Genomic DNA, 21,864 nt, shown 5'->3' on the forward strand with positions numbered 1-21,864 from the left:
GGTACCGCCGGAAACGGCGGTACCGCACCCGCACAATTTAAGGAGTATGTGATGAGTGTATTTATTCTCGGCAGTTATGCAAAGGCCCTGGTAATGACTGCCGAGCGCATTCCGCTGGCTGGTGAGACGCTAATCGGGCATGACTTCCGCCAGACCTGGGGAGGAAAAGGCTCCGATATGGCGGTTCAGGCCGCCCGCCTGGGAGCAGACGTGGTCTATAGCGGCGTGGTGGGTAAAGATACTTTTGGCACCGAATTCGTTGAATTGATGCTGGAGGAAGGAATCAATATCGATGGTCTCACCCTGACCACCGAGCTGCCGACCGGCGCTGGCTTGATTATTAAAGATAAAGAAGCCCGTAACGTCATCGTCGTGGATATGGGAGCGAACAAACTCTTTACCCCGGCGCTGGTGGATAACGCCCTGCATCAAATCAAAAGCTGCGGCGTGGCGTTGGCTCAGCTGGAAATTCCGCTGGAAACCGCGCTCTACGGGCTGAGACGCGCAAAGTCGCTGGATAAAATCACCATTCTTAACCCCGCGCCGGCCAGAGATCTACGCGGTCTCGATCTGAGCGCGATCGACTACCTCACCCCCAATGAAACTGAAGCACGCGTGGCGCTGGGCCTGGCGCCGGACGACGCTCGTAGCAACCGGGAAATCGCCAGCATGCTGCTGGAGACGGGCTGCCGTTATGTGGTGATGACGCTGGGCGATGCGGGATCCGCAGTATTCGGCCCGCAAACCACGCAGGAAATTCCCCCTTGTCTGGTTGAGGTGGTTGACAGCAACGGTGCGGGCGACAGCTTCAACGCTGCCCTTGCGGTGGCGCTGGACGAAGGTCAGCCGATAAGCGAAGCGGTCCTGTTCGCCAACGCCACCGCAGCGCTGTGCTGCTCTGACTGGGAAACCGTGCCCTCTTACAAATACCGCACCGACGTCGATGCCTTTTTGCAATCGCACGCCGTGACCGAGGAATAACAATAATGAGACCCGATAGAATCTTACACCCTGAACTTGCCGCTGCCCTGGCGACCCTCGGCCATACCGATATTGTGTTGGTAACCGACGCCGGTTTTCCAATTCCCGCCAGCGCGAATCGCATCGATCTTGGTCTGTGGCCCGGCACCGTTGATGTCCGTGACATCCTGCGCGTTTTGCGCAAAGAGATTTTCGTTGAAGAGGTGCATTTTGCCAGCGAAGTGCGCGACTGCCATCCGCAGCTGTATCGCGAAGTGCAAACTATCTATACCGGCTCTGGCGCGGAGTTTCAGGCCGCCAGCCACGAAATGCTATGCCACGACATCGCGCACAAAGCCAAGCTGATTATCCGTTCCGGATCGTTCGAGCCGTGGGCGAATTTCGCCCTCGTCGCCAGCACCGATCCTTTTGCCTGGTTTACCGACGCTTCAGGCGTGCAGCCCCTACCCGCTTACGTCGCACGACGCCAGCGGATTATCGATAACGTCACGCCGCAACTGAACTGACGGGAGGTCATGATGAAAGCAGCTGTAGTGAGTCAAAGTCATCCCGGTCAGGTCGAGATTCGCCAGATGCCGGTGCGGCCGTTAGTCTCCGGTGAAGCGCTGGTCGACGTTGAGTGCTGTGGCGTCTGCCATACCGATCTCCACGTCGTGCAAGGCGATTTTGGCCCGGTGCCGGGACGCATTCCCGGCCATGAAGGGATCGGCATCGTTCGCGCTGTCGCCGATGACGTCACCAGCCTGAAGCCTGGAGACCGGGTCAGTATCGCCTGGTTTTATGAAGGCTGCGGCGTGTGCGAATACTGCGTCAGCGGTCGGGAAACCTTTTGCCGTAGCGTGAAAAATGCCGGGTACAGCGTTGATGGCGCGATGGCCGAACAGTGCATCGTGAAAGCCGACTACGCGGTAAAAGTCCCCGAGGGCCTCGACCCATTGGTTGCCAGCAGTATTACCTGCGCTGGCGTGACCACTTACAAAGCCATTCGCGTTTCCGGCGTTCGCCCCGGACAGTGGCTGGCGATCTGGGGTGCCGGAGGCCTTGGCAATATGGCTATCCAGTTCGCCCGTAACGTCTTTAATGCCCGCGTTATCGCCATTGACTTGCAGGACGACAAGCTGGAACTCGCCCGCGAGTGCGGCGCAGAAATCACCCTCAACCCGAGCCGGGATGACGTTCCCGCACGCATCCAGCAGATTACCGATGGCGGCGTCCACTGCGCCGTCGTGGTTGCCGTCGCGCGCGCCGCCTTTCACCAGGCCGTCAATAGCGTCCGCGCCGCAGGCAAAGTGGTGTGCGTCGCCGTACCTCCGGGCGATCTGGATCTTAACATCGTCAAAACCGTGCTCGATGGCATTCAGATAGTCGGTAGCCTGGTGGGCACCCGTCAGGATCTGGCAGAGGCTTTTCAGCACGCGCTGGCCGGACGCGTTCGCCCGATAGTACAGACCCGCAAGCTGGAAGAGATTAACGCTATTTTCAGCGAGATGGACAACGGCACCATCCAGGGACGCATGGTGATTGATTTACGCACCTCGCGACAGAAAGAGGAGTCAGGCGCATGAAAATCACCGGCTGGCGCACGATTAAAACCTGGCATCGCTGGGGACGTCCGATTGGCGATGTCAACGGTACCCTCACCTCTGGCGTTACTGAAGTCCCGGTACTGATCCTCGAAACCGATGAAGGCATTAGCGGAATCGGCGTTGGCGGACACGCGGATATTGAACGCATCTTCCCGGCCATTGAAGGCGAAGATCCGCGCGCGGTGACGGCACTCTATGACCGGATGCAGGCGTGGGTTTTTAAAAGCGGCCATGCAGGCAGCGTTTTTGGGACCATCGGCGTCGTGGATATGGCGCTGTGGGATTTGAAAGCCAAATGTGCCGGGGAACCGCTCTGGCGTCTGCTCGGCGCGAGAAGCCCTTATGTTCCCGGATACGCGTCGGGGCTGGACTTTCCGCTGTCGCTGGAGGAGTTAACCACGCTACACCAGCGTTTTGCCGAGCGTGGATTCAGCGCTTTTAAGCTCAAAGGCGGTCTCGATGTTGAAGACGATTTACAGCGCCTGCTGGCGGTACGCGAAGTGTATCTCGCTAACAGCCCATCGCCGACGATGATGATTGATGTCAACGAGTCGATGAGCGCTAAGCAGGCCGTACGCTATGTCAGCCGTTTACAGGATGCGCTCGATCTGAGCTGGATTGAGGAACCCGTGCGCCGCTGGGACGCCGCCGGGCACGCCGCGATTCGCCAGCAGGTGCGCTGCGCGGTCGCCACAGGGGAGAATCTCACCGGCCTCGAACAGTTTCTGCCGCTGCTGAAAGAGAACGCGGTGGATGTTCTTCAGGCGGGCATGTGCTGGGGCATTACCCATTTTCTGCGCGTGGCCAACCTGGCGCAGGCCTTTAGTCTGCCGGTCAGTCCGGTGGGCTACAACGCCAACCCGGTGGCCCACGCGGCGGCGGCGGTCAGCAATCATCTGAGCTGTGAGATACAAGATCTAAGCTTCCCGAACGGATTGCGTGTGGATCAGCGCATTGAAAACGGCGGCATCGTGCTGGGTAACAAACCGGGGCTTGGGATCGCCATCGACGAAAAGGCATTGCAACAACAGTCCAGCGACGGCAACTGGACGATAGCGCAAGGCCCGCACGTCAGGCCCGAACGCGCCGGGCTGCGCCTGAGCCTGCGGACGTCTGCCAACGATTAATCATAAGGAACAAATAATGAAAACAGTACCTTTTGGACGCACGGGGATTCAGGTCCCGGTGCTGGCGATGGGCGCGGCATCACTGGGCAGCATCTATCACCCGGTGTCGCAACAGCAGGCCAACGAAACCGTGGCGACGGCTCTCGCCCACGGCGTGAACTATTTCGATGTCGCTCCCTATTACGGGCTAACCAAAGCGGAAACCGCGCTGGGCGTCGCGTTAAAAGGCGTACCGCGCGAGAGCTACACCCTGGCAACTAAAGTCGGCCGCTACGGCGACAGCCTGTGGGATTTCTCCCGTGAGGCCACCCTGCGCAGCATCGATGAAAGCCTTACTCGCTTAGGTTGCGACTATATCGATGTGATTCAGTGCCACGACATTGAATATGGCGACATGCAGCAATTGCTCGATGAAGGGCTGCCGACGCTACGTGAACTGCGCGATAGCGGCGTCGTGCGCCACGTTGGCATTACCGGCTACGACCTGGCGCTGCTTGAACGCGTGGCCTGCGAGCAGAAAGTGGATACCGTGATGGCCTACTGTACCTGGACCTTACAGGACAGGCGGCTGGGAGCGGTGGCGCAGCGGCTGAATCAGGCGGGTATCGGCGTCCTCAACGCTTCTCCGCTTTCGATGGGGTTGCTGACCCGCACCGGCGCACCGGAGTGGCACCCGGCGCACCAGGATGTGCAGGCTATCTGCCGCAAAGTCTCCGAATTATGCGACAGCCACGGCGTGAATATTGCCCAGGTTGCTCTCCAGTTTGCACTCACCACCGCGGCGGATAACGGCATCGCTTCGACGGTTATCGGCACCGCCAGCGCCGACAATATGCTGGATAACATTCGCTGGTGCACGCAGCCGCTTGACCCGGAACTGCTCGCGCAAATCGATGATCTGATGGCTCCGGTACTCAATATTGGCTGGGATCTGCTGCCGGGCAACGGAGGGAAAGCGCAAAAATGAGTACCCTCGATAGCCATCTGCATCTCTGGGATCCTCGCATGCTGCGTTACGACTGGCTGCGTGAACTCCCGGCGCTGAACCGGCCTTTTTTGCCCGCCCGGTTGGCAGAACTGGCCCAGTCGCCGGACGCCGCCATCGTAGTTCAGGCCGACTGCGCCACGCAGCAGGCGCTTTTGGAGGTGGAGTGGATAAACCAACTGGCGAAAACCAGCGCGATTAAGCTTGCCGGAATTGTCGCCTGGGCGCCGCTGGAAACAGGCAACGCCGTGGCACCATATCTGCGCCATTTACGTGAGCTGCCGCGCGTGGTGGGCATCCGGCGCTCCTTGCAAAACGAACCGCTGGAGCTGTTTTATCACGCCGGTTATCGCGACGGTTTACTGGCGGCGGCCTGCGAAGGCTATGTGCTGGATATGTGCGTCAGAGCGTCCCAACTCACCGCGCTTCATGACTTACTGACGTGGCTGTTTCAACGCGCCCCTGAAGCCCAGGTCGTGCTGGATCATATGGGAAAACCTGCTATCGCTGATAACCAGTGGCAGACCTGGCAGAACGCGTTGACCGCCCTCGCCGCCTTTCCTCAACTGGCGTGCAAAATTTCCGGTTTGCCGACCGAAGCGGACTGGCAAAACTGGCAGCCTGAGCAGCTACTCCCCTGGATCCAACAGGCGATAACGACATTTGGCCCGCAGCGCTGTTTATTCGGCGGCGACTGGCCGGTTGTCGAACTGGCTGGCGGCTACGCGCGCTGGAAAACCTGCGTAACGGATGCTATTGCCCACTTATCTTGCGAAGAAATTAACGCGGTGATGGGCGACAACGCGCGTCGTATATATCTGACGCCATCAGGAGGGGAAATTAATAGAACTAAAGGCTGATAACGTTTATTTCAATTTACCCTACTGAATAATAACGAGGAAATAAGCATGTCCGATAATATCAATTCATTGCCCGACTGTAAGATTGACGATAAATCGCAAAGCACGCCGCCCGCAAATAATATTATGGTGACGGGACGTAAGAAAAATATTTTGCTGGCCTCGCTGTTTACCAATTTCTTTGTTCTGCTGGCGCTCTACTGCGGGGTTATCTCTGTTCTTCTCCCCAATCATGTGGCGCAAATCGACCCGGCAAATAAAGCCAATAACCTGGCGATTGTCATGACCACGGCGCTGTTGTTTACCATTTTCGCCCAGCCGATTGCCGGGGCGTTATCCGACCGCTGCCGTTCAACGTGGGGACGCCGCTCGCCGTTTATTGTAGGCGGCGCGCTGCTCGGCGGACTGGCTATCTTCGGTATTTCCATGACCACCACTATCGCCGGTATTGCGGTATTCTGGTTGATGGCTGCCGTCTCGCTGAACTGTATGAACGGCCCGCTGGCCACGGTGGTCGCGGATCGATTTTTACCACAGAATCGCGGTATCGCTTCCGGCTTCGTCGGCGCGGGTTCCACCGCGGGCGGTACGGTGGGGATTATTCTTGCCGGCTATCTGGCGTGGAATCTACAGCTGGGGTATCTGGTTTTCGCACTGGCTATCGCCGCCTGCTGCGTGGCCTTCGTATTGATTAACCGTGAACCCTCGACCCGCGCAATGGAGGTTGAACCCTTCCGCTGGGGGGCGTTCTTCAAAAATTTCTGGGTCAGCCCGCGCGAATATCCTGATTTTGGCTGGGCATTCTTTGGACGCTTCGCCATGTATCTGGGCTACCAGGGCGTGGTCACCTATCAGCTGTATATCCTGCAGGATTTCATTGGTTTAAGCGTTGAAGATTCTAACTACGCCATCGGTACCATCTCGGTCATCACCCTGGTGACGCTGCTGTTCTCCGGCCTGGTTTCCGGCATCATCTCCGACAAACTGCAGCGGCGGAAAATCTTCGTCTTCCTCTCAACCCTGCTGATGGCCGCCGGTTTATGTATTCCGCTGTTTATGCCAACGCTGACCGGAATGTATATTTACGCCGCGATTATGGGGTTGGGTTACGGCGCTTATACCTCCATTGATATGGCGTTAATGACCCAGGTGCTCCCCGGCGGTGGCAAACAGGCCGGTAAAGATATGGGGATCCTGACAATTGCTACCGTATTACCGCAATCATTCAGCCCAATATTATCCGCATGGCTACTGGCGACGTTTAATAATGATTACTCATCGCTGTTTATTGCCGCTATTGTTTTTGTCTTTGCTTCATCGTTTTTTGTATTGCCGATTAAATCCGTTAAATAAATAACGTTTTATTTGCAGGTGAGAGCACACTCAGCAATGAGTGTGAAGGCCCTTGCCTGCGCAATTTAAGGCACAAATGGTATTTGATACTCCGCATATTTACGCCGTCCACTGGCGGCACGTTAAGGAATAAGAATGACTACGATGAATAAAGTTCGCCGCTTTGGCTGCGTGGTTAAAGTCCGTCCAGAAAAGCTGGGTTATTATAAAGAACTGCACGCTAATCCCTGGCCGGAAGTCAACGCCATGATCAAAGAGTGCAATCTACGTAACTTCTCTATTTACTATAAAAATGGATTATTGTTCAGCTATCTCGAATATGACGGTGACGATTATGAAGCTGACCAGAAGAAAATGGCCGCGCATTTAAAAACCCAGGAATGGTGGCGGGAAACCGGGCCATGCCAGATGCCGCTCGACGGCGAGCCGGAAGGTACGTTGTGGGTGGAAATGGAAGAAGTTTACCACTTAGATTAATAGAAAGATAAATAACAACCTCTGCGCTTATTAACCAGCGCAGAGCTTCTGCCCTTTTTATTTATGATAGTGACCTAATGAGAATAATATGAAAATAACCTCTATAACCCTACCCGGTTTCTGCCTGATAAATATTATGGCCATCCCTTACGCTTTTTCCGCACAGAATGTCAGTATCGAACAACGCCTGAACCAACTGGAATTACGGCTTCAGCAGGCGGAAAACCGCGCGGCTATCGCGGAACAAAAAAACGTTGAATTAGCGACTCAGTTAAAACAAACGGAAGAAGGTTCGCACCAGGCGCAAAAAAAAGTCGAAGACCTTGAAACCCGCACGAAAAAAATTGAAAAAATCACCCCGGACGATAATGGTTATTTTGAACTTCACGGCTACGCGCGCGCCGGGATGATGACCAACCACAACGCTCGCCATACCCAGGGTGGCCCATTTATGACCCCTGCCGGGCAGACCGGCGGCGCGATTGGCCGTTTGGGTAACGAACCTGACACCTACGTCGAAGTCTATCTGGAGAAAAAACAACGTCTGGATAATGGCGCGACAACCCGTTTTATGACCATGATCGCCGACCAGCAAAAAAGCTACAACGACTGGACCGCCGACTCCAGCACCCTAAACGTCAGCCAGGCGTTTGCCGAAATCGCCTCCCTGCCCAGCTTTACCGGGCCGCTCAAAGACACCACCTTGTGGGCCGGGAAGCGCGTCGACCGCGACAACTTTGAAATTCCGTGGCTGGACTCCAAGTTCGTGGCGCTCAACGGCACCGGCGGTGGTATTTATGACGTTCGCTGGTCAGAGAACACGCGCAGCAACTTCTCCTTTATCGGGCGCAGCTTTGGCGATGTCGACGTGGTGAATAACGATGTGCAGAACTACATTCTCACCGCCAACAACTATTTCGGTCCCGTGCAGCTTTTCGTCAGCGGCATGCAGGCCAAAGACAACGAGGAACGCGAAACGCTCAGCGGCTATAAAGTCTTCAACGCCGCTAATAAAGGCTACACCGTACTTCTCGGTTATCAGGGCGATAGCTTCTATGGGATGGCACAAGGCGAATCACGTAGCGTGCTGTCTTGGGGGCAAGGGCTGGGCGCGGAGGTGAAAAATATCGGTACCGACCCGGCACTGCTTTCTGACGCCAGCACCCTGCGTTTTGCCAGCTATGGCATGGTTAACCTGGCCCGCAACTGGGATTTCGCACCGTCAATTCTTGCGCAATACAGCAGCGATCGCTACGTCAAAGGCGATGACTATCGCTGGGTAACGTTGAACGGTCGCGTCATGCAAAATATCACGCAGAACTTCGCGTTAGGCTATGAAGCCACCTGGCAGTATATGGATCTCGATCCTAACGGCTATCAGCAGTACCAGAAGGTCCACGGCAACTTCTATAAGCTCACCTTTGCCCCGACTTTCCGCCCGGACGATGTCTCGCCGTTCTTCACCCGCCCGGAACTGCGCGTTTTTGCCACCTGGATGAACTGGGATAAAGCGCTGGATAACTACAGTCCCAACGATACGCTGGGCCAGAAAGGCTTTACCTCTGGTGGAGAGTGGTCGTTTGGTATTCAGATGGAAACCTTCTTCTGATCGCAGCGAACGGCTTCCCTGCGAAGCCGTTCGTATTCACTCTCCATCCGAGAGCTGTTTCTCCTGACGGCGAAACTCGCTGGGCGACACCCCCACCGCACGATGAAAATCACGCGAAAAATGCAGCGGATCGTTATAACCCACCTGCCCGGCAATTTTGCTAATTGTGTCATCGGTTTCGACCAATAACCGCCGGGCCTGAGACAGGCGATAATTTTTCAGCCATTTTAACGGACTTTGATTAAAGGTCTCCTGAAACAGGCGAAATAGCTGTGATTTACTCACCTGGCAGTACTGCATAAATTTTTCAATATCCCACTCGTCATGATAGTGGCTGTGGATCTGATATATAAGCCGCCCCAGGCCGCGATGGGTAATTACCGGCGATTTCTCCGTTTCCTGGCTGCGATTCTCCAGTAAAGTAAAAATAAGCTTTGCGCACAGCGCATCGCAATGCGCATCCGATACCAGCGTATGACTTTTCATTAAGCCGAAGAGCTGATAGTAAATTTCGGTGACGTTCTCCGGCTGTTGAAAAGCAAATACCGGCTCCTGGAGAACGTTGAGAATATGCATGATGTTATTTAATTTTGAGCTATCAATTCTCAGCCATAATATTTCCCACGGTTCAGCGCTATCAGGATAATGTTCATGGGGCCAGCGTACCGGCAGCCAGGCAAGATTTCCCTCCTGTACATGATGAAGGTTATTTTCCAGCTTAATAACCCCGCGACCTTTGAGGCAAAATATAAGCTCATGCCCGACCACGGACTGGCGCTGAATATGAAAATTGGCGTTGGCCCGAATATGCCCTGCCCGGAGAACCCGATAGTTAACCAACGTCGAAAAATCGTCAGACTCGCGATACCAGTTTTCGATGACCTGCGTTCGCTGCGCGGGCGAATTCATATGCCACTCTCCAAACCTTATCAAACGTATAATGACCTATCGTGACACGGTACGGTGCGATTCAGGGTTGTTAGGTTATGGATTTTTGAGCTATCTCACAACAAAGCGATAAGGAAATTCAACGTTACTGTTTTGAGTAAAAAGAGCAGTATTGTTGAGTTCAGGCATAGAGCCCCGGCTCGCGCTGCACTTAGCCGGGCTACTGGTCCGCACTAACCTATAGCCCGGATAAGGCGTTTACGCCGCAATCCGGGGATGTTACCGGTTCATAGAAACACAGCCATCCAGCGACTCAAGAAACCCCTGCGGCGTCATATCGCCCAGCTTTTTTTGCGTTCGCCCCTGGTTCCACAGCGCGCAGAGACGCTGGAGAGTAGCATCGGGTTCATCCAGCGCCGGGATAACGTCGGCTAATCGTTCACTCAGTTGCACCGCCCCAACCTCTTGTGCCGCTACCGCTCTACACAACAGCCCCGAGCTGGAAGGATGAAAGCCTTTTTGCACGTAAGTCTCAAGACATTGTATCTGAGCCGGACAAACTTCCAGCACCTGCTCCAGCCAGCTATCAACCAGCGCGGGCGAAATCCCGCAATAGATGCGGCCAAAGCACCAGCCGCTAATCGGCTCCTGCGCCCACAGCAGATGATGCTCGCCGCCGTCGTCCATTAAGAGCGTCAGCAGGCGGTAATGGAGCATCAGCGTATCCGCGCGCAACCCGGCTTTTAATGCCTTCTTTCCTTGCGGCGCGGCATTTTTTCGCCCTTCATGGGCCGGACGGAGATAGCGGTTTAGCGTCGCGCGGGAAATGGCGATACCCAGCCCCTCATTCACCATAAACAGCAGCTCGTCCAGCGGCGCACGCAGTACATCGCGTAGCGCGTTAATCAACGCCTCTTGTTCTTGTCTCAATACTTTGTGTATTAAATGCGGCGTAGTGTGATTATCTGAAATCTGGCTGCGGTTACGCCAGCGACGAACCGTGGTGATGGAAATCCCCAGCTCTTGCGCCAGTTCCCGGTCACTTTTATCTGATTCCTGGAGATATTTACGCGTTCTTGGGGTGGTCGTAGCATTGGCATGCAGCTTAATTTCCATACAATCCTCTACAGAAAACATAACTAATCATATGAGATATATATAACTACAGAGAATACAATGTGAACCGCTTCACCTTTCAGCCCACCGCTTTCTCGCATAATTCGCCATAAATAACACACACAACCCCTGTCGATCTTGTACGGAGTTCACAATGAACAATGTTCTGGGATTTCTTGAAGCTAAACTGATGCCTCTGGCGGCCAAAACCGCCCAGCAGCGTCACCTCGGCGCTATTCGCGGCGCCTACGTTTCATTCATGCCTTTTATTATTGTCGGTTCAATTCTGCTGGTGATCTCTTCTTTCCCTAATCAGGGCTACCAGCAATTTATGGCCAGCACCTTCGGCGCCAGCTGGAGCGCGATTATCGAAATCCCGTTTAACGCGGTATTTTCAACGATGTCGCTGTTTATTAGCTTCCTGGTCGCCTACCGCCTGGCGGAACATTACGGTGATGACCGTATCTCCTGCGGTATCCTCTCGCTGGTAGGTTTTCTTATTCTGACGCCGTTTATCAAGGTGGCAGAAAACGGCGGCATCACGGTGATCCCGGTGGAATGGATTGGTACCAAAGGATTATTCGTCGCCATGATCGGTTCGCTACTGTGGACCGAGCTCTTCTGTTGGTTAAAGCGTAAAAAACTGGTGATTAAGATGCCGGAAGGCGTTCCGCCTGCGGTGCAGGAATCTTTCGCCGCGCTGATCCCGGCGCTGCTGGTGATGATTCTGATCCTGGCGATTCGTATCGGGTTTGAGCACACCCACTACGCGACCATCCATCAGTTTATTTATGAGGTCGTCGCCTCGCCGGTGCGTCACTACGGCACCTCCTATTTTGGCGCGCTGATGACCGTCTTCAGCATCACTATTTTGTGGTCGGTCGGCATCAACTCCGGTTCGATGATCAACGGCATTATTCGTCCGCTGTGGATGGAAAACCAGACCGATAACATTGCCGCTATTCAGGCTGGCGTGACGCCTCCGCACATTATCACCGAACAGTTCTTCGATATGATCTGGATGGGCGGCGCGGGCGCAACGCTATCGCTGGTGATTGCGATGCTGATTTTTGCCCGCAGCAAAAATATGCGCGAAGTCGCCCGCCTCGGCGCTGGTGCTTCCATCTTTAATATCAACGAACCGATTCTGTTCGGCCTGCCGGTGATCATGAACCCGATCATGCTGATCCCCTTTAACCTCGTGCCTTTGGTGCTGGTGACGGTGCAGTACGCAGCGATGAAGATCGGCGCGGTGGCGGTCACTACCGGGGTCTTTATTCCCTGGACGCTGCCGCCGGTGATCAGTGGTTTTATCGTCACCGGGCATCTTAGCGGCAGCGTGATGCAGATCCTTAATTTGCTGATTGGCGCCATGTTGTATCTGCCTTTTATGCGCATCGTCGATAAGCAGTATCGCGCGGCAGAAATCACCGCCCGTGCCGCAACGGACAACACGCTTGCTAAACAGGAGTAAACCAATGTGGGGAATTATTGCCACCTGGCGAATGGCGCTGGAAGGCGTAACGGAAGCGGCGAACGCGCTGGCGTCCGGTGCTGACACCTCTACCGCCGTCGTCAATGCGGTAGCGACGGTAGAAGATTTTCCGCTTTACAAATCGGTAGGCTACGGCGGCCTGCCGACCGAGAACGGCGAAGTCGAACTGGACGCCGCCTATATGAATGGCGATACCCTGGCGTTCGGCGCGGTTGGCAATCTGGTGGACATTGCCAATCCGGTCAAGGTGGCTCACGCCCTGAGCCGCCAGCGATACAACAGCCTGCTGGTCGGTCAGGGCGCCCGCGAGTGGGCACTGAGTCAGGGATTCGCCGCCAAAGAGATGCTGACCGAGCGGGCGATGCAGCACTACCACAAACGCTGTCGCGAAACGCTGGATCAAGGCCTCAGCCCCTACGACGGCCACGACACCGTCGGCATTATCGGCCTCGATAAACAAGGTTCCATGAGCGTCGCAACGTCAACCAGCGGCCTGTTTATGAAAAAACGCGGGCGGCTGGGCGACTCGCCGATTATCGGTTCCGGTTTTTATTGCGATAGCGAGATCGGGGCCGCGACGGCAACCGGCGTAGGCGAAGATCTGATGAAAGGCTGTACCAGCTACGAAATTGTACGACGAATGGCCCAGGGCATGACGCCGCAGCAGGCGGCGGACTCGGTGGTCAGCGAGCTGGAGGACAAACTGATGTCACGCTTTGGCCGCGCGGGAGATCTTTCGGTGGTCTGCATGAACCGTCAGGGCGAATTCGGCGCGGCCACCAATATCAAAACCTTCTCCTTTGTTGTCGCCAGCGCAACGCAGCCACTCACCGTGTTTTGCGCCGAGCGCGTGCAGGAGAAAACCCATTACCGTCCGGTGGACGACGAATGGATGCAGGCCTATGCCGCACGTATTCGCGCACCCATCGAGGAGTAAGTCATGTTGAATTATCGCTTAATGAATCAGCTGGATAGCACCTGCGATGGCGCACATCTGGTAACGTGGCCGGGCAGTCCGCTGTTAGCAACATTTCCGCTCAACTCCAGCCCTTTGCTTATGGAAATGACCAAACAGGCAGAGTGCGGCGAGATCGCGGATTCCCGCTTCGGCTGCTCGCCTTTCGCCCGTATCACCCTTATTCCACGGTCTCAGTGGCAGGATGCGCTGAACGACAGCCTGACCGAGGCGCTGCGCCCGTTATGCAAAACGCCGGTGAGTGAATCGCTACTCCTGGATTGCTCGCTGGAAGAGGCGCACGGCGCATTAACCAAAGCGCTGCGTTATCTGTTTAACCTGGCCTGGCATCTCGACGATCTGGGCCTGCATCGGGTAAATACCGAAAAACGGCGGCTGCGCCAGCTCTCGCTTTACGCCTTGCCTGAACAGCAGACCGTGCTTGAAACCCTGGCTCATCGCCAGCAGGCCACGGCGTACGGCATGATCGCCGCACGGCGGCTGGCGGACCTGCCTTCCGAGCAGTGCACGCCGCAGTATGTGGTGGACGAAGCTGCACGTTTATGCGCCGATATTCCCGCTCTGCGCTGCGAAGTGCTTGATGAAAAGGCCATTATTGAGCAAGGGCTCGGGCTGCTGCATGCGGTCGGTAAAGGTGCCGAGCGCCCGCCGCGCCTGCTGGCGATTCATTATGATGGCATCAGCCATGGCCAGGTGCGCTGCTATGTGGGCAAAGGTGTGACCTTTGATACCGGCGGGCTGTGGCTGAAGGAAGGCACCGGGATGTATACCATGAAGTATGACATGTGCGGCGCGGCCAACGTGCTCGGCCTGATGCTGAGCATCGCGAAGCTTGCGCTGCCGGTGCGGGTGATGGGCGTGCTGGCGCTGGCGGAAAACGCCATTGGCCCTAACGCCATGCAGCCCGGCAGCGTCGCTCGGGCCTGCAATGGCTTAACGGTAGAAATCAACAATACTGATGCAGAAGGCCGCCTGGTGCTGTCCGATGCCATTGCCTGGGCCAGCCAGCGGCATCCGCAGGCGCACTATATTATCGATATGGCAACGCTGACCGGCGCGGTGGTGAAAGCGCTGGGTTATGACCTCAGTGGTTTAATGACCCAAAACGAAACCCTGCGCTCGGCGTTAACTCAGGCGGGAATAGAGAGCGGAGATGAAGTCTGGTCGCTGCCGCTGGACAGTCGGCTGAAAAAACAGACCGAAAGCGCGATTGCCGATCTTTGCAATACGCCGGGCAACAACGCGGCAATCAGTGCCTCCGCCGCCTGGCTGTTGCAGCATTTCTGTCCACCGGAAATCCCATGGGCCCACCTCGACGTCAGCGGCACGGCGCTGTGGCGAGAAGGCGGTAAAAGCGTGGCCTCCGGCAGGCCAATACCGCTGCTGATCCAGCATCTGCTCAACGATATCAGCCATGTTTAAAACCTTCCCGGGGGCGGCGCGTTGTCCGGGTTACACCTATAACGCACCTGCCGTAAAGTAGCCCGGACAGGTACGCCAGCACCGCCTCCGGGGAATCATCTACTCCTCGCTCACCACCGGCTTAACCCTCACCGCAAACAACACAATCGCCATCGCGCTGACCAGCAACAAGCCGCTGCCGGCGAACACCCCGCTGGCGCCGTTAAGATCGAACACCGCCCCGCCGCCTGCCGCACCCGCGCCTATCGCCAATTGAATAGATGCCACCAACAGCCCGCCCGCGCTTTCCGCCTCATCCGGTACCGTGGTGGCAAGCCAGGTTGACCAACCCACCGGCACCAGGCCAAAGGCAAAGCCCCACATCGCCACCAACAAACCATCCAACAGCGCGAAGTGCCCGAACGTCACCATCATCAGCGCCAGCACGCTCATCGCCAGCGGCACCAACGCCAGCGTCATGCGCAGGCTTCTGGAGAGAAAATGTCCGGCAATCGAGGTACCAATAAAGTTCGCGACCCCAAAACCCAGCAAGATCAGGGAGACCCCTTCGACGCTGGCCTGAGCTACGGTTTCCAGAAACGGTCGCAGATAGGTAAAAAAAGCGAAATGACCGCTGAAAATCAGGATGGTCGCCAGCATCCCGCCCATCATGCCCGGACGGCGCAGCACCTTAAACAGCGTCGCAAAGCTGCCCGCGCTCTCCGGGCGCATCGAAGGCAATACCCACAGCTGCCACAACAGCGCAACTACGCTCGGCACCGCACAGATAATAAATACGTTACGCCAGCCTATCAGCGCACCAAAATAGCTCCCCAGCGGCGCGGCAACGACGGTGGCTATCGACACGGCAGAAAAAATAATCGCCAGCGCTTTTGGCACCATCGCCGCCGGAACCAGACGCATGGCGGTCGCGGTAGACATTGACCAGAAGCCGCCGATGGCAATCCCTAACAACAATCGTCCAAGCAGTAAAAATTCAAGCGTTCCGGCGAACGCCACCATCATGCTGGAGATGATCTGCAAAACGGAAAAAAACATCAGCACCCAGCGGCGATCAATATTCCTGGTCGCGGTAGTGATCAGCAAACCAGTAAGCAACGCCACCAGCGCCGTCGCGGTCACCGCCTGCCCCGCCATACCTTCACTCACCCCGAGACTGGCCGCCATCGGCGTTAACAAACTGGCGGGCAGAAATTCGGCGACAATCAGGCCAAACACCCCCAGCGCCAGCGCGTAGACGGCGCGCCATGCGGGCTTAGCGTTTGCCAGACTCTCTTCAGCGGCAATGCAGGAACTCATATACATCTCTCCAGAACAATTAACATTTCGTTAAGATTAGGGTGTTCCTGCCGGACGATCTATGATGCATACTCTGCAATTATTGATAATTCGTCCGGGAATGATGTAATGACTCAGCAAGCTCTCGATCTCACCAGCGAACTGCTGCGCGGCATGCGCCTTTCCGGCGTCAACTACCGGCGCATTGAGACCTCTCGCCCCTTCGGCGTTGAGTTTGGCTTCGTGCCGGGTAAAGCCCAGTTTCACTTCATTAGCCGGGGGCCGGTATTATTGCGCATGGTCAGCGGTCAGCGCCTGATGCTGCAAAGCGGCGATGCCCTATTTATTCCCAACGGCGATGGTCACGTGCTGCTCTCCGATGACCAGGCGTCAGTGGTCAACGTCTCCAGACTGCCCAGCGAATCCGTTTGCGACTCGGTAAGCTGCGTTAAAACCGCATGCGATGATACGAAAAACGACAGCGCCATTATTTTCAGCGCCTGTATGGACTTTGAGCTGGGCGGCATGCAGCCGCTGGTCAAAGCGATGCCGGAAGTCATGCTGGTCAGCAGCCTGCTGACCACCCGCCCGGAGATCCAGCCGATGCTCGCCGCCATGGAGCGTGAAACCCTGACGCGTCAGGCGGGCTATGCTGGCATTCTGGCGCGGCTGGCGGATGTGGTCGCCGCGCTGATTGTGCGGGGTTGGGTGGAGTGCGGTTGCGGCAATGCCACCGGCTGGGTACAGGTGCTGCGCGACCCGAAACTGGCTAAAGCCATTTACGCCATGCATCAGCAGCCCGGCATCAACTGGAAAGTCGAAGATCTGGCCCGCGAGGCGGGAACCTCCCGCTCGGTATTTGCCGAACGCTTTCTCTCCGCCACCGGCACCACGCCAGCCCGCTACCTGACCGAGCTGCGGATGCGGCTGGCGGTGCAGTACATTTCCCATGAGGGACAGGCGCTGGAAAAAGTGGCCTTCAAACTGGGCTACAGTTCGCATGCCGCCTTTAGCCGCGCCTTTAAGCGCATCACCGGCAAAGCGCCGGGCGCACTGCGTGACCTGTCGCAGGGAGAAGAGTTTTAGCCCTGCCCTAATTCGCGAGTGCGCCTGACCGCCGCCAGCACGCTACGCTGAAGCCCGGCGGCGAAATCGCTGTTGTTCAGCTCGTACAGACCGTGAATCCCCACTCCCGCCGGTGAATTGTTGATATCCAGAAGCTGGCGCGGATGCTTCTGGCTGTGGCGCAGCATCTCTACCGCGCCGAGCAGATTTTCCAGCACCACTTCAGTGGCCTGAACCCGCGACAACCCCGCCAACACCCCGGCATCGGTAAAGGACTCGATAAAGTAGTAGATATAGTTGGGACCTGCGACGCCAAAGCCGGTGAAGATATCGATTAATCGTTCCGGCAGATACAGTACTTTGCCGAAACCACGCAGAAACGGCTCGACCCGCTCCGCGCTGGCCCCGGCGTTTAAGGTCACCCCGCTATAGCCAAATCCGGTATCGGTCAGAGTATTAGGGATCACCCTGACAATCGGCGTTTCAGCGCCAAACAGGGAGGACAGTTTTTCCAGCGTCACTCCGGCAATCAATGAAACAACCGTCGTTCCCCCCGTCAATTGCGAACGCGCACGGTCAGCCACCGCCGCCAGATCGTCCTGCGGACGGATCCCCAATACCACCAGAGAAGCGTCCGTTAATCCGCGCCCCTCCGGCAGCGAATAGAGGTTTTGCAGATAATCAACTCTCGTACCATCAATATCCTCCAGCGAGATCTCTTCCGCCCGCAGCGTGCCGTTATTTAATGAGGCGCGAATAATCGCCTCCGCCATCTGCCCGGCCCCGATAAAATGAACCTTTGCCATTATGCCTCCTGCTCTTCTGACTGATAAAAACGCAGCCGACAGACCGCGTCACCACGGGCCAGCGCGGTCTGTACATCTAACTTCAGTCCCGGGAATGCGTCGGTTAACGCATGGTCGCCTTCCATACAGATATCGCACAGCGTCTCAACTTCACGGGCATCGCGCCCCTGCTGTCGCCAGCAGTTGACGTAAGGGCAATAGTGAAACAGGACGATAAATTCCGTGCGGCTGGCACTGACGGGCTCCATCTCATAAACCTGAGATTCAAGACCGCGAGTAAACAGCCTGGCGAACGCTTCCAGATCTCGTTCATCGTGCATCTGCGCGCGTATCTTATGCCCAATATCCCGGCCATAATGACGAATCGCCTCACGGGCAAAATCATCAGTGATGTTACGCTGGCGGCTTTCATCAAGCAGATAACCGATAGTTGCGGCCCTTTTTTCGGTAATCGCACGCAGTGCCAGAGTGACTTCATCAGTTAAGGTTGCCACGTTATGCGCCGGTTTTGCGGTGATTTCGCTCATGCACTTATTCCCAGTCGGTATTGACTTTGACGTCATTGGCTCCCGGTAAGGCGTACACATCTTCGGCGTACCACTTACGTGAAAGCTCGGCGAGCGTGCCGTCCTTTTTCAGGGCCGCCAGTTGGCTATCAATCTCTTTGATCAACTGTGGATCGGTATTCTTTTTATATAAATAGACGTTAGGGAATAAGCCGACAGAATCCGAAGCTTTAAGGTTAAGATTGAGCGCCTTATTTAACGCCAGCAGCGCGCCAATAGGATAAATTGCCGCATCGTATTCGCCCGAAGCCACAGCTTTAAAAATATCAGCGGCAGACTGTTCACCATTCGGTTGCAGATTAATTTGCTGCGTCGGGTGCTTTTTATTGTAGTTTTCAATCACCGTATAGCGCGCATCGGTGGTATGAATCGGCACCAGTTTTTTCTTACCGCTGGCAAGATCGCCAAGATTATGAATATCGTTCTCGTTATTACGCACGATCAGACGTAAATCGCTGATCCCGGTCGGTTCACCGGAGTAGTCGTATTTTTCTGCCCGCTCTTTAGTGAGATAAAAGTGATCCGCCGCGAGGGTATAGGCCCCGGTAGATAAGCCGACTATCATTGCATCACGCGAGACCGCATTAAAATGAAATTTATAATTGGCCAGCCGCTGATCCAGCACCTTTAACAGATCGCCATCATAACCGGTAATAATATTGTTATCGTCAACAAAACTAAAAGGAAAACCGTTAGCATTCACCACCACTTCTACCGTTTTCGCCGTCGGGCTTTTTTCAGCAGCCTGCACAGCGCTAATTCCCATTGCCAGGAACAGAGAACTCACCAGTAACGTTTTATTTTTCAAAATACTTTCCCCAAAATGATAAAGTTGCCACTCTTTTTTGTACATCTCCTCGCCAGCGTGCACTCAGAGATATTTCTACGCTGCGCAATGCCCGGGCGATCGCCAGACACAACACGATGTAAATCACCAGCACCACGCAATATGCTTCGACAAAGTGGAAGCCGCGTGCGGCGGCAATGTTGGCTTTCGCCATCAGGTCGATAACGGTGATGGTATAAACCAGCGAGGTATCCTTAATCAGATCGATCAGCACGCTGGTGAAATTAGGCAGCGCGGATACGGCTGCCTGCGGAAAGATAATCCGCCGAAACTGGGTAAACCCGCTGACGCCAATCGACCAGGCGGCCTCCCGCTGCCCTTTATCAACCGCGTTCCATCCGGCGCGAAATGTCTCGGCAAAATATGCGCTAAAGATCAGTGACAGCGCGGTCACCGCCGCCACTAGCGGTGAGAGCTTATAGCTGAACATATTCTCCTGCGGGCCGCCAAACAGTCCGGCGGCAATCCACGGCCAGACATAAAAAAAGAAATAGAGCATCACCAGTACCGGTACCGAACGGCCAAAGGAGATGAATATCTTCGCCACATATTTAACGCCGGGTGTCTGGCGAATAATTACATATGCCAGCACTGCCCCCAGCAGGGTAGAAAAAAGTAGTGATAAGAGCGTTATCGCCAGAGTCACCGGTAGTGCGCTCAAAATAAAGGTAAAATTATCCCGAATGAATGCAAAGCTAAACATGTTAATCTGTCACTCCAGCAGGAACTGATATTTCTTTTCAATACGGGTGGTAAAATAGAGAATAATACTATTCAGCAACCAGTAGACGATTATCACGCTAATAAAGGCCGCAACCTGTTTAGCACCATAGCTATTTTGCGAGATCTTTTGTGCCCGACCAAAAACATCGACAATACCAATAATATTCACCAGAGAGGTCATCTTCACCAGATTGATTAAAAGATTACCAAAATTGGGAATGGCAATAATTAATCCCTGGGGGAAAATAATTCGCCGAATGCCAATGTGCCAGGGAATATTCAGGCTTCGAATCGCCTCCTTTTGGCCAATATCTATTGCATTCCATGCCGAGCGGATCATTTCGGCGAAATAAGGACTGATGCTGACCGAGATAGATAAAATGGCAAAGGTGGTATCGCCAACCAACAGCGGTGGAAGCGCCAGCGCCGTCAGAATCAGTTTGCCACCGAAGAAAAACAGCAGGATCAGCAGCGCCAGCGGTGCCCCGCGCAGAATATCGGTATACCCCTTTGCAACAATCCTGAGCGGCGTAAATCGACTAAATTGTAGCACCACAATAATCAGCGCCAGCATCAGCCCCAACAGCAATGATGCGAAGGTCATCCCGAGGGTGATCGGTAAATTCTCCAGCAGTTTGGGGATAATCTGGATGATATCCTGCCAGCTAAACAACGCGTTATTGTCCATCTTTAGCCTCAACCATGGTAGTGCAAGCGAGCCAGAAACGCCCGGGTTCGCCCCTGCTGCGCGGCACCAAATATCTGCTCCGCGGGCCCCTGTTCAACAATTTCGCCGTTTTCCATAAACACCACCCGAGAAGCCACCTGGCGGGCAAACTCCATTTCGTGAGTGACGATAATCATCGTCTGCCCCTCGGCGGCAATCGTCTGTATCAGTTCCAGCACTTCGCCGACTTTCTCCGGATCCAGCGCCGAAGTCGGCTCATCCAGCAGCAGTACAGCGGGGTTGATTGCCAACGCGCGGGCAATACCGATGCGCTGCTTTTGCCCACCGGAAAGGCTATGAGGATAGTGGTCTTTCTTATGCAGTAGCCCTACCTGTTTTAATAACCGTTCGGCAATGTTTTCAGCCTCCTGGCGCGATCGTTTTTTGGCATAAATCAAGCCTTCGGTGATATTTTGCAGTGCGGTAAGATTATGAAAAAGATTCCACGATTGAAAAACCATTGCGGTTTTGGCGCGTAGCTTTTCAATTTCCTTTTTACCCGCCTCTGCACAGTCCAGCGCCACATCATCTATTTTAATTTGTCCGCTATCAGCAGGTTCTAAAAAATTAAGCGTCCGCAACAGCGTTGTTTTTCCTGAGCCGCTAGGGCCAATAATGCAAATAATTTCGCCGGGATTTACGCTCAGTGAAACATCTTTGAGTACCCGCTCACCGGAAAAACTTTTACTGATTTTATCGAGAGTTATCATAATGAGATATTCGTGAATATATTTTCCAATCCGCCGCTTATAGACGTTTGTTGCTGTGTAAAAACTATATTGCTGCGGTTCAGGGGATAGCAAACAAGAAAAAAACATATCTAAAGTCGAAAAATAACTTTTTATATATTTGTTATGGTATTAAGTCCGGATTGTAACCAATGCATCACCATTCAGTGGGGTTAACACTGAAACGCCAAAATCATTCAATTTTTCTGAAAAAGATGCGCAAATTGTTTCGATTTTAATCACCGCATG

Annotated in this window: 22 protein-coding genes; 13 read left to right on the plus strand and 9 right to left on the minus strand. The window is 54.9% G+C overall.

Annotated elements, in window-relative coordinates; genetic code table 11:
- Positions 1-51 precede the first annotated feature (51 nt).
- The 9 genes from FN082_RS19775 (at position 52) to FN082_RS19815 (ending at position 8,978) form a co-directional block, all read left to right on the plus strand.
- A complete protein-coding gene (locus FN082_RS19775) occupies positions 52-981 on the plus strand; it encodes a ribokinase (RefSeq protein WP_180349618.1) in 930 nt (309 codons plus the stop codon).
- 5 nt (positions 982-986) lie between these two features.
- On the plus strand, positions 987-1,487 hold the full coding sequence (gene rbsD, locus FN082_RS19780; protein ID WP_142982208.1) for a D-ribose pyranase: 501 nt from the start codon (positions 987-989) through the stop codon (positions 1,485-1,487).
- Between the two features lie 12 nt (positions 1,488-1,499).
- Positions 1,500-2,546 carry an alcohol dehydrogenase AdhP gene (gene adhP / locus FN082_RS19785; RefSeq protein ID WP_139540103.1) on the plus strand — a complete coding sequence of 349 codons (1,047 nt, stop codon included), beginning with the start codon at positions 1,500-1,502 and terminating at the stop codon, positions 2,544-2,546.
- Positions 2,543-3,694, plus strand: a complete 1,152-nt coding sequence (locus FN082_RS19790) for a mandelate racemase/muconate lactonizing enzyme family protein (protein WP_142982209.1) — start codon at positions 2,543-2,545, stop codon at positions 3,692-3,694. Before adhP ends, FN082_RS19790 begins: the two co-directional genes overlap by 4 nt.
- A gap of 16 nt (positions 3,695-3,710) precedes the next feature.
- Entirely contained in the window at positions 3,711-4,661 is a 951-nt protein-coding gene (locus FN082_RS19795) for an aldo/keto reductase (protein WP_208436573.1), read from the plus strand.
- Positions 4,658-5,539 (plus strand): amidohydrolase family protein, encoded by an 882-nt coding sequence (locus FN082_RS19800; RefSeq protein ID WP_142982210.1) that lies wholly within the window; start codon positions 4,658-4,660, stop codon positions 5,537-5,539. Before FN082_RS19795 ends, FN082_RS19800 begins: the two co-directional genes overlap by 4 nt.
- Before the next feature lie 48 nt (positions 5,540-5,587).
- Entirely contained in the window at positions 5,588-6,892 is a 1,305-nt protein-coding gene (locus FN082_RS19805; RefSeq protein ID WP_208436574.1) for an MFS transporter, read from the plus strand.
- A 135-nt stretch (positions 6,893-7,027) separates the two neighbouring features.
- On the plus strand, positions 7,028-7,369 hold the full coding sequence (locus tag FN082_RS19810) for an L-rhamnose mutarotase (RefSeq protein ID WP_208431167.1): 342 nt from the start codon (positions 7,028-7,030) through the stop codon (positions 7,367-7,369).
- An 88-nt stretch (positions 7,370-7,457) separates the two neighbouring features.
- A complete protein-coding gene (locus FN082_RS19815; protein ID WP_185932136.1) occupies positions 7,458-8,978 on the plus strand; it encodes a carbohydrate porin in 1,521 nt (506 codons plus the stop codon).
- Positions 8,979-9,014: 36 nt separating this feature from the next.
- Here the strand turns inward: FN082_RS19815 and FN082_RS19820 are convergent, their stop codons facing one another.
- Positions 9,015-9,887, minus strand: coding sequence for an AraC family transcriptional regulator (locus tag FN082_RS19820; protein WP_139539875.1), 873 nt, complete (start codon positions 9,885-9,887; stop codon positions 9,015-9,017).
- A 258-nt stretch (positions 9,888-10,145) separates the two neighbouring features.
- Complete coding sequence (locus FN082_RS19825) at positions 10,146-10,982, minus strand: helix-turn-helix domain-containing protein (RefSeq protein ID WP_142982211.1); 837 nt, start codon at positions 10,980-10,982, stop codon at positions 10,146-10,148.
- A 154-nt stretch (positions 10,983-11,136) separates the two neighbouring features.
- On the opposite strand from FN082_RS19825, the gene celB reads away from it, so the two are divergent.
- From celB to FN082_RS19840, 3 genes are read left to right on the plus strand one after another with little or no spacing between them, the layout of a single operon-like run.
- A complete protein-coding gene (gene celB, locus FN082_RS19830) occupies positions 11,137-12,456 on the plus strand; it encodes a PTS cellobiose transporter subunit IIC (protein ID WP_139539877.1) in 1,320 nt (439 codons plus the stop codon).
- 4 nt (positions 12,457-12,460) lie between these two features.
- Entirely contained in the window at positions 12,461-13,414 is a 954-nt protein-coding gene (locus FN082_RS19835) for a N(4)-(beta-N-acetylglucosaminyl)-L-asparaginase (protein ID WP_142982212.1), read from the plus strand.
- A 3-nt stretch (positions 13,415-13,417) separates the two neighbouring features.
- On the plus strand, positions 13,418-14,875 hold the full coding sequence (locus FN082_RS19840) for a leucyl aminopeptidase family protein (protein ID WP_142982213.1): 1,458 nt from the start codon (positions 13,418-13,420) through the stop codon (positions 14,873-14,875).
- A 99-nt stretch (positions 14,876-14,974) separates the two neighbouring features.
- Here the strand turns inward: FN082_RS19840 and FN082_RS19845 are convergent, their stop codons facing one another.
- Complete coding sequence (locus FN082_RS19845) at positions 14,975-16,174, minus strand: MFS transporter (protein ID WP_142982214.1); 1,200 nt, start codon at positions 16,172-16,174, stop codon at positions 14,975-14,977.
- A 108-nt stretch (positions 16,175-16,282) separates the two neighbouring features.
- Between FN082_RS19845 and FN082_RS19850 the strand changes: the two genes are divergently transcribed.
- Entirely contained in the window at positions 16,283-17,239 is a 957-nt protein-coding gene (locus tag FN082_RS19850) for an AraC family transcriptional regulator (protein WP_142982215.1), read from the plus strand.
- Here FN082_RS19850 and FN082_RS19855 read toward each other — a convergent pair.
- The 6 genes from FN082_RS19855 to FN082_RS19880 are packed head-to-tail and all read right to left on the minus strand — an operon-like array spanning position 17,236 to position 21,597.
- A complete protein-coding gene (locus FN082_RS19855; protein ID WP_142982216.1) occupies positions 17,236-18,024 on the minus strand; it encodes a pyrroline-5-carboxylate reductase family protein in 789 nt (262 codons plus the stop codon). The two genes, FN082_RS19850 and FN082_RS19855, sit on opposite strands and share 4 nt — an antisense overlap.
- Positions 18,024-18,551, minus strand: a complete 528-nt coding sequence (locus FN082_RS19860) for an L-2-amino-thiazoline-4-carboxylic acid hydrolase (RefSeq protein WP_139539883.1) — start codon at positions 18,549-18,551, stop codon at positions 18,024-18,026. Before FN082_RS19860 ends, FN082_RS19855 begins: the two co-directional genes overlap by 1 nt.
- A gap of 4 nt (positions 18,552-18,555) precedes the next feature.
- Positions 18,556-19,398 (minus strand): transporter substrate-binding domain-containing protein, encoded by an 843-nt coding sequence (locus tag FN082_RS19865; RefSeq protein WP_142982217.1) that lies wholly within the window; start codon positions 19,396-19,398, stop codon positions 18,556-18,558.
- A complete protein-coding gene (locus FN082_RS19870; protein ID WP_142982218.1) occupies positions 19,388-20,140 on the minus strand; it encodes an amino acid ABC transporter permease in 753 nt (250 codons plus the stop codon). The genes FN082_RS19865 and FN082_RS19870 overlap by 11 nt, the downstream gene beginning before the upstream one ends.
- 9 nt (positions 20,141-20,149) lie before the next feature.
- Entirely contained in the window at positions 20,150-20,848 is a 699-nt protein-coding gene (locus FN082_RS19875) for an ABC transporter permease subunit (RefSeq protein WP_142982219.1), read from the minus strand.
- 8 nt (positions 20,849-20,856) lie between these two features.
- The gene (locus FN082_RS19880) at positions 20,857-21,597 is read right to left on the minus strand and encodes an amino acid ABC transporter ATP-binding protein (protein ID WP_142982220.1); all 741 of its coding nucleotides are present in this window, start codon (positions 21,595-21,597) and stop codon (positions 20,857-20,859) included.
- Positions 21,598-21,864: the final 267 nt, after the last annotated feature.

Source organism: Klebsiella spallanzanii (assembly GCF_902158555.1).
GTDB lineage: Bacteria > Pseudomonadota > Gammaproteobacteria > Enterobacterales > Enterobacteriaceae > Klebsiella > Klebsiella spallanzanii.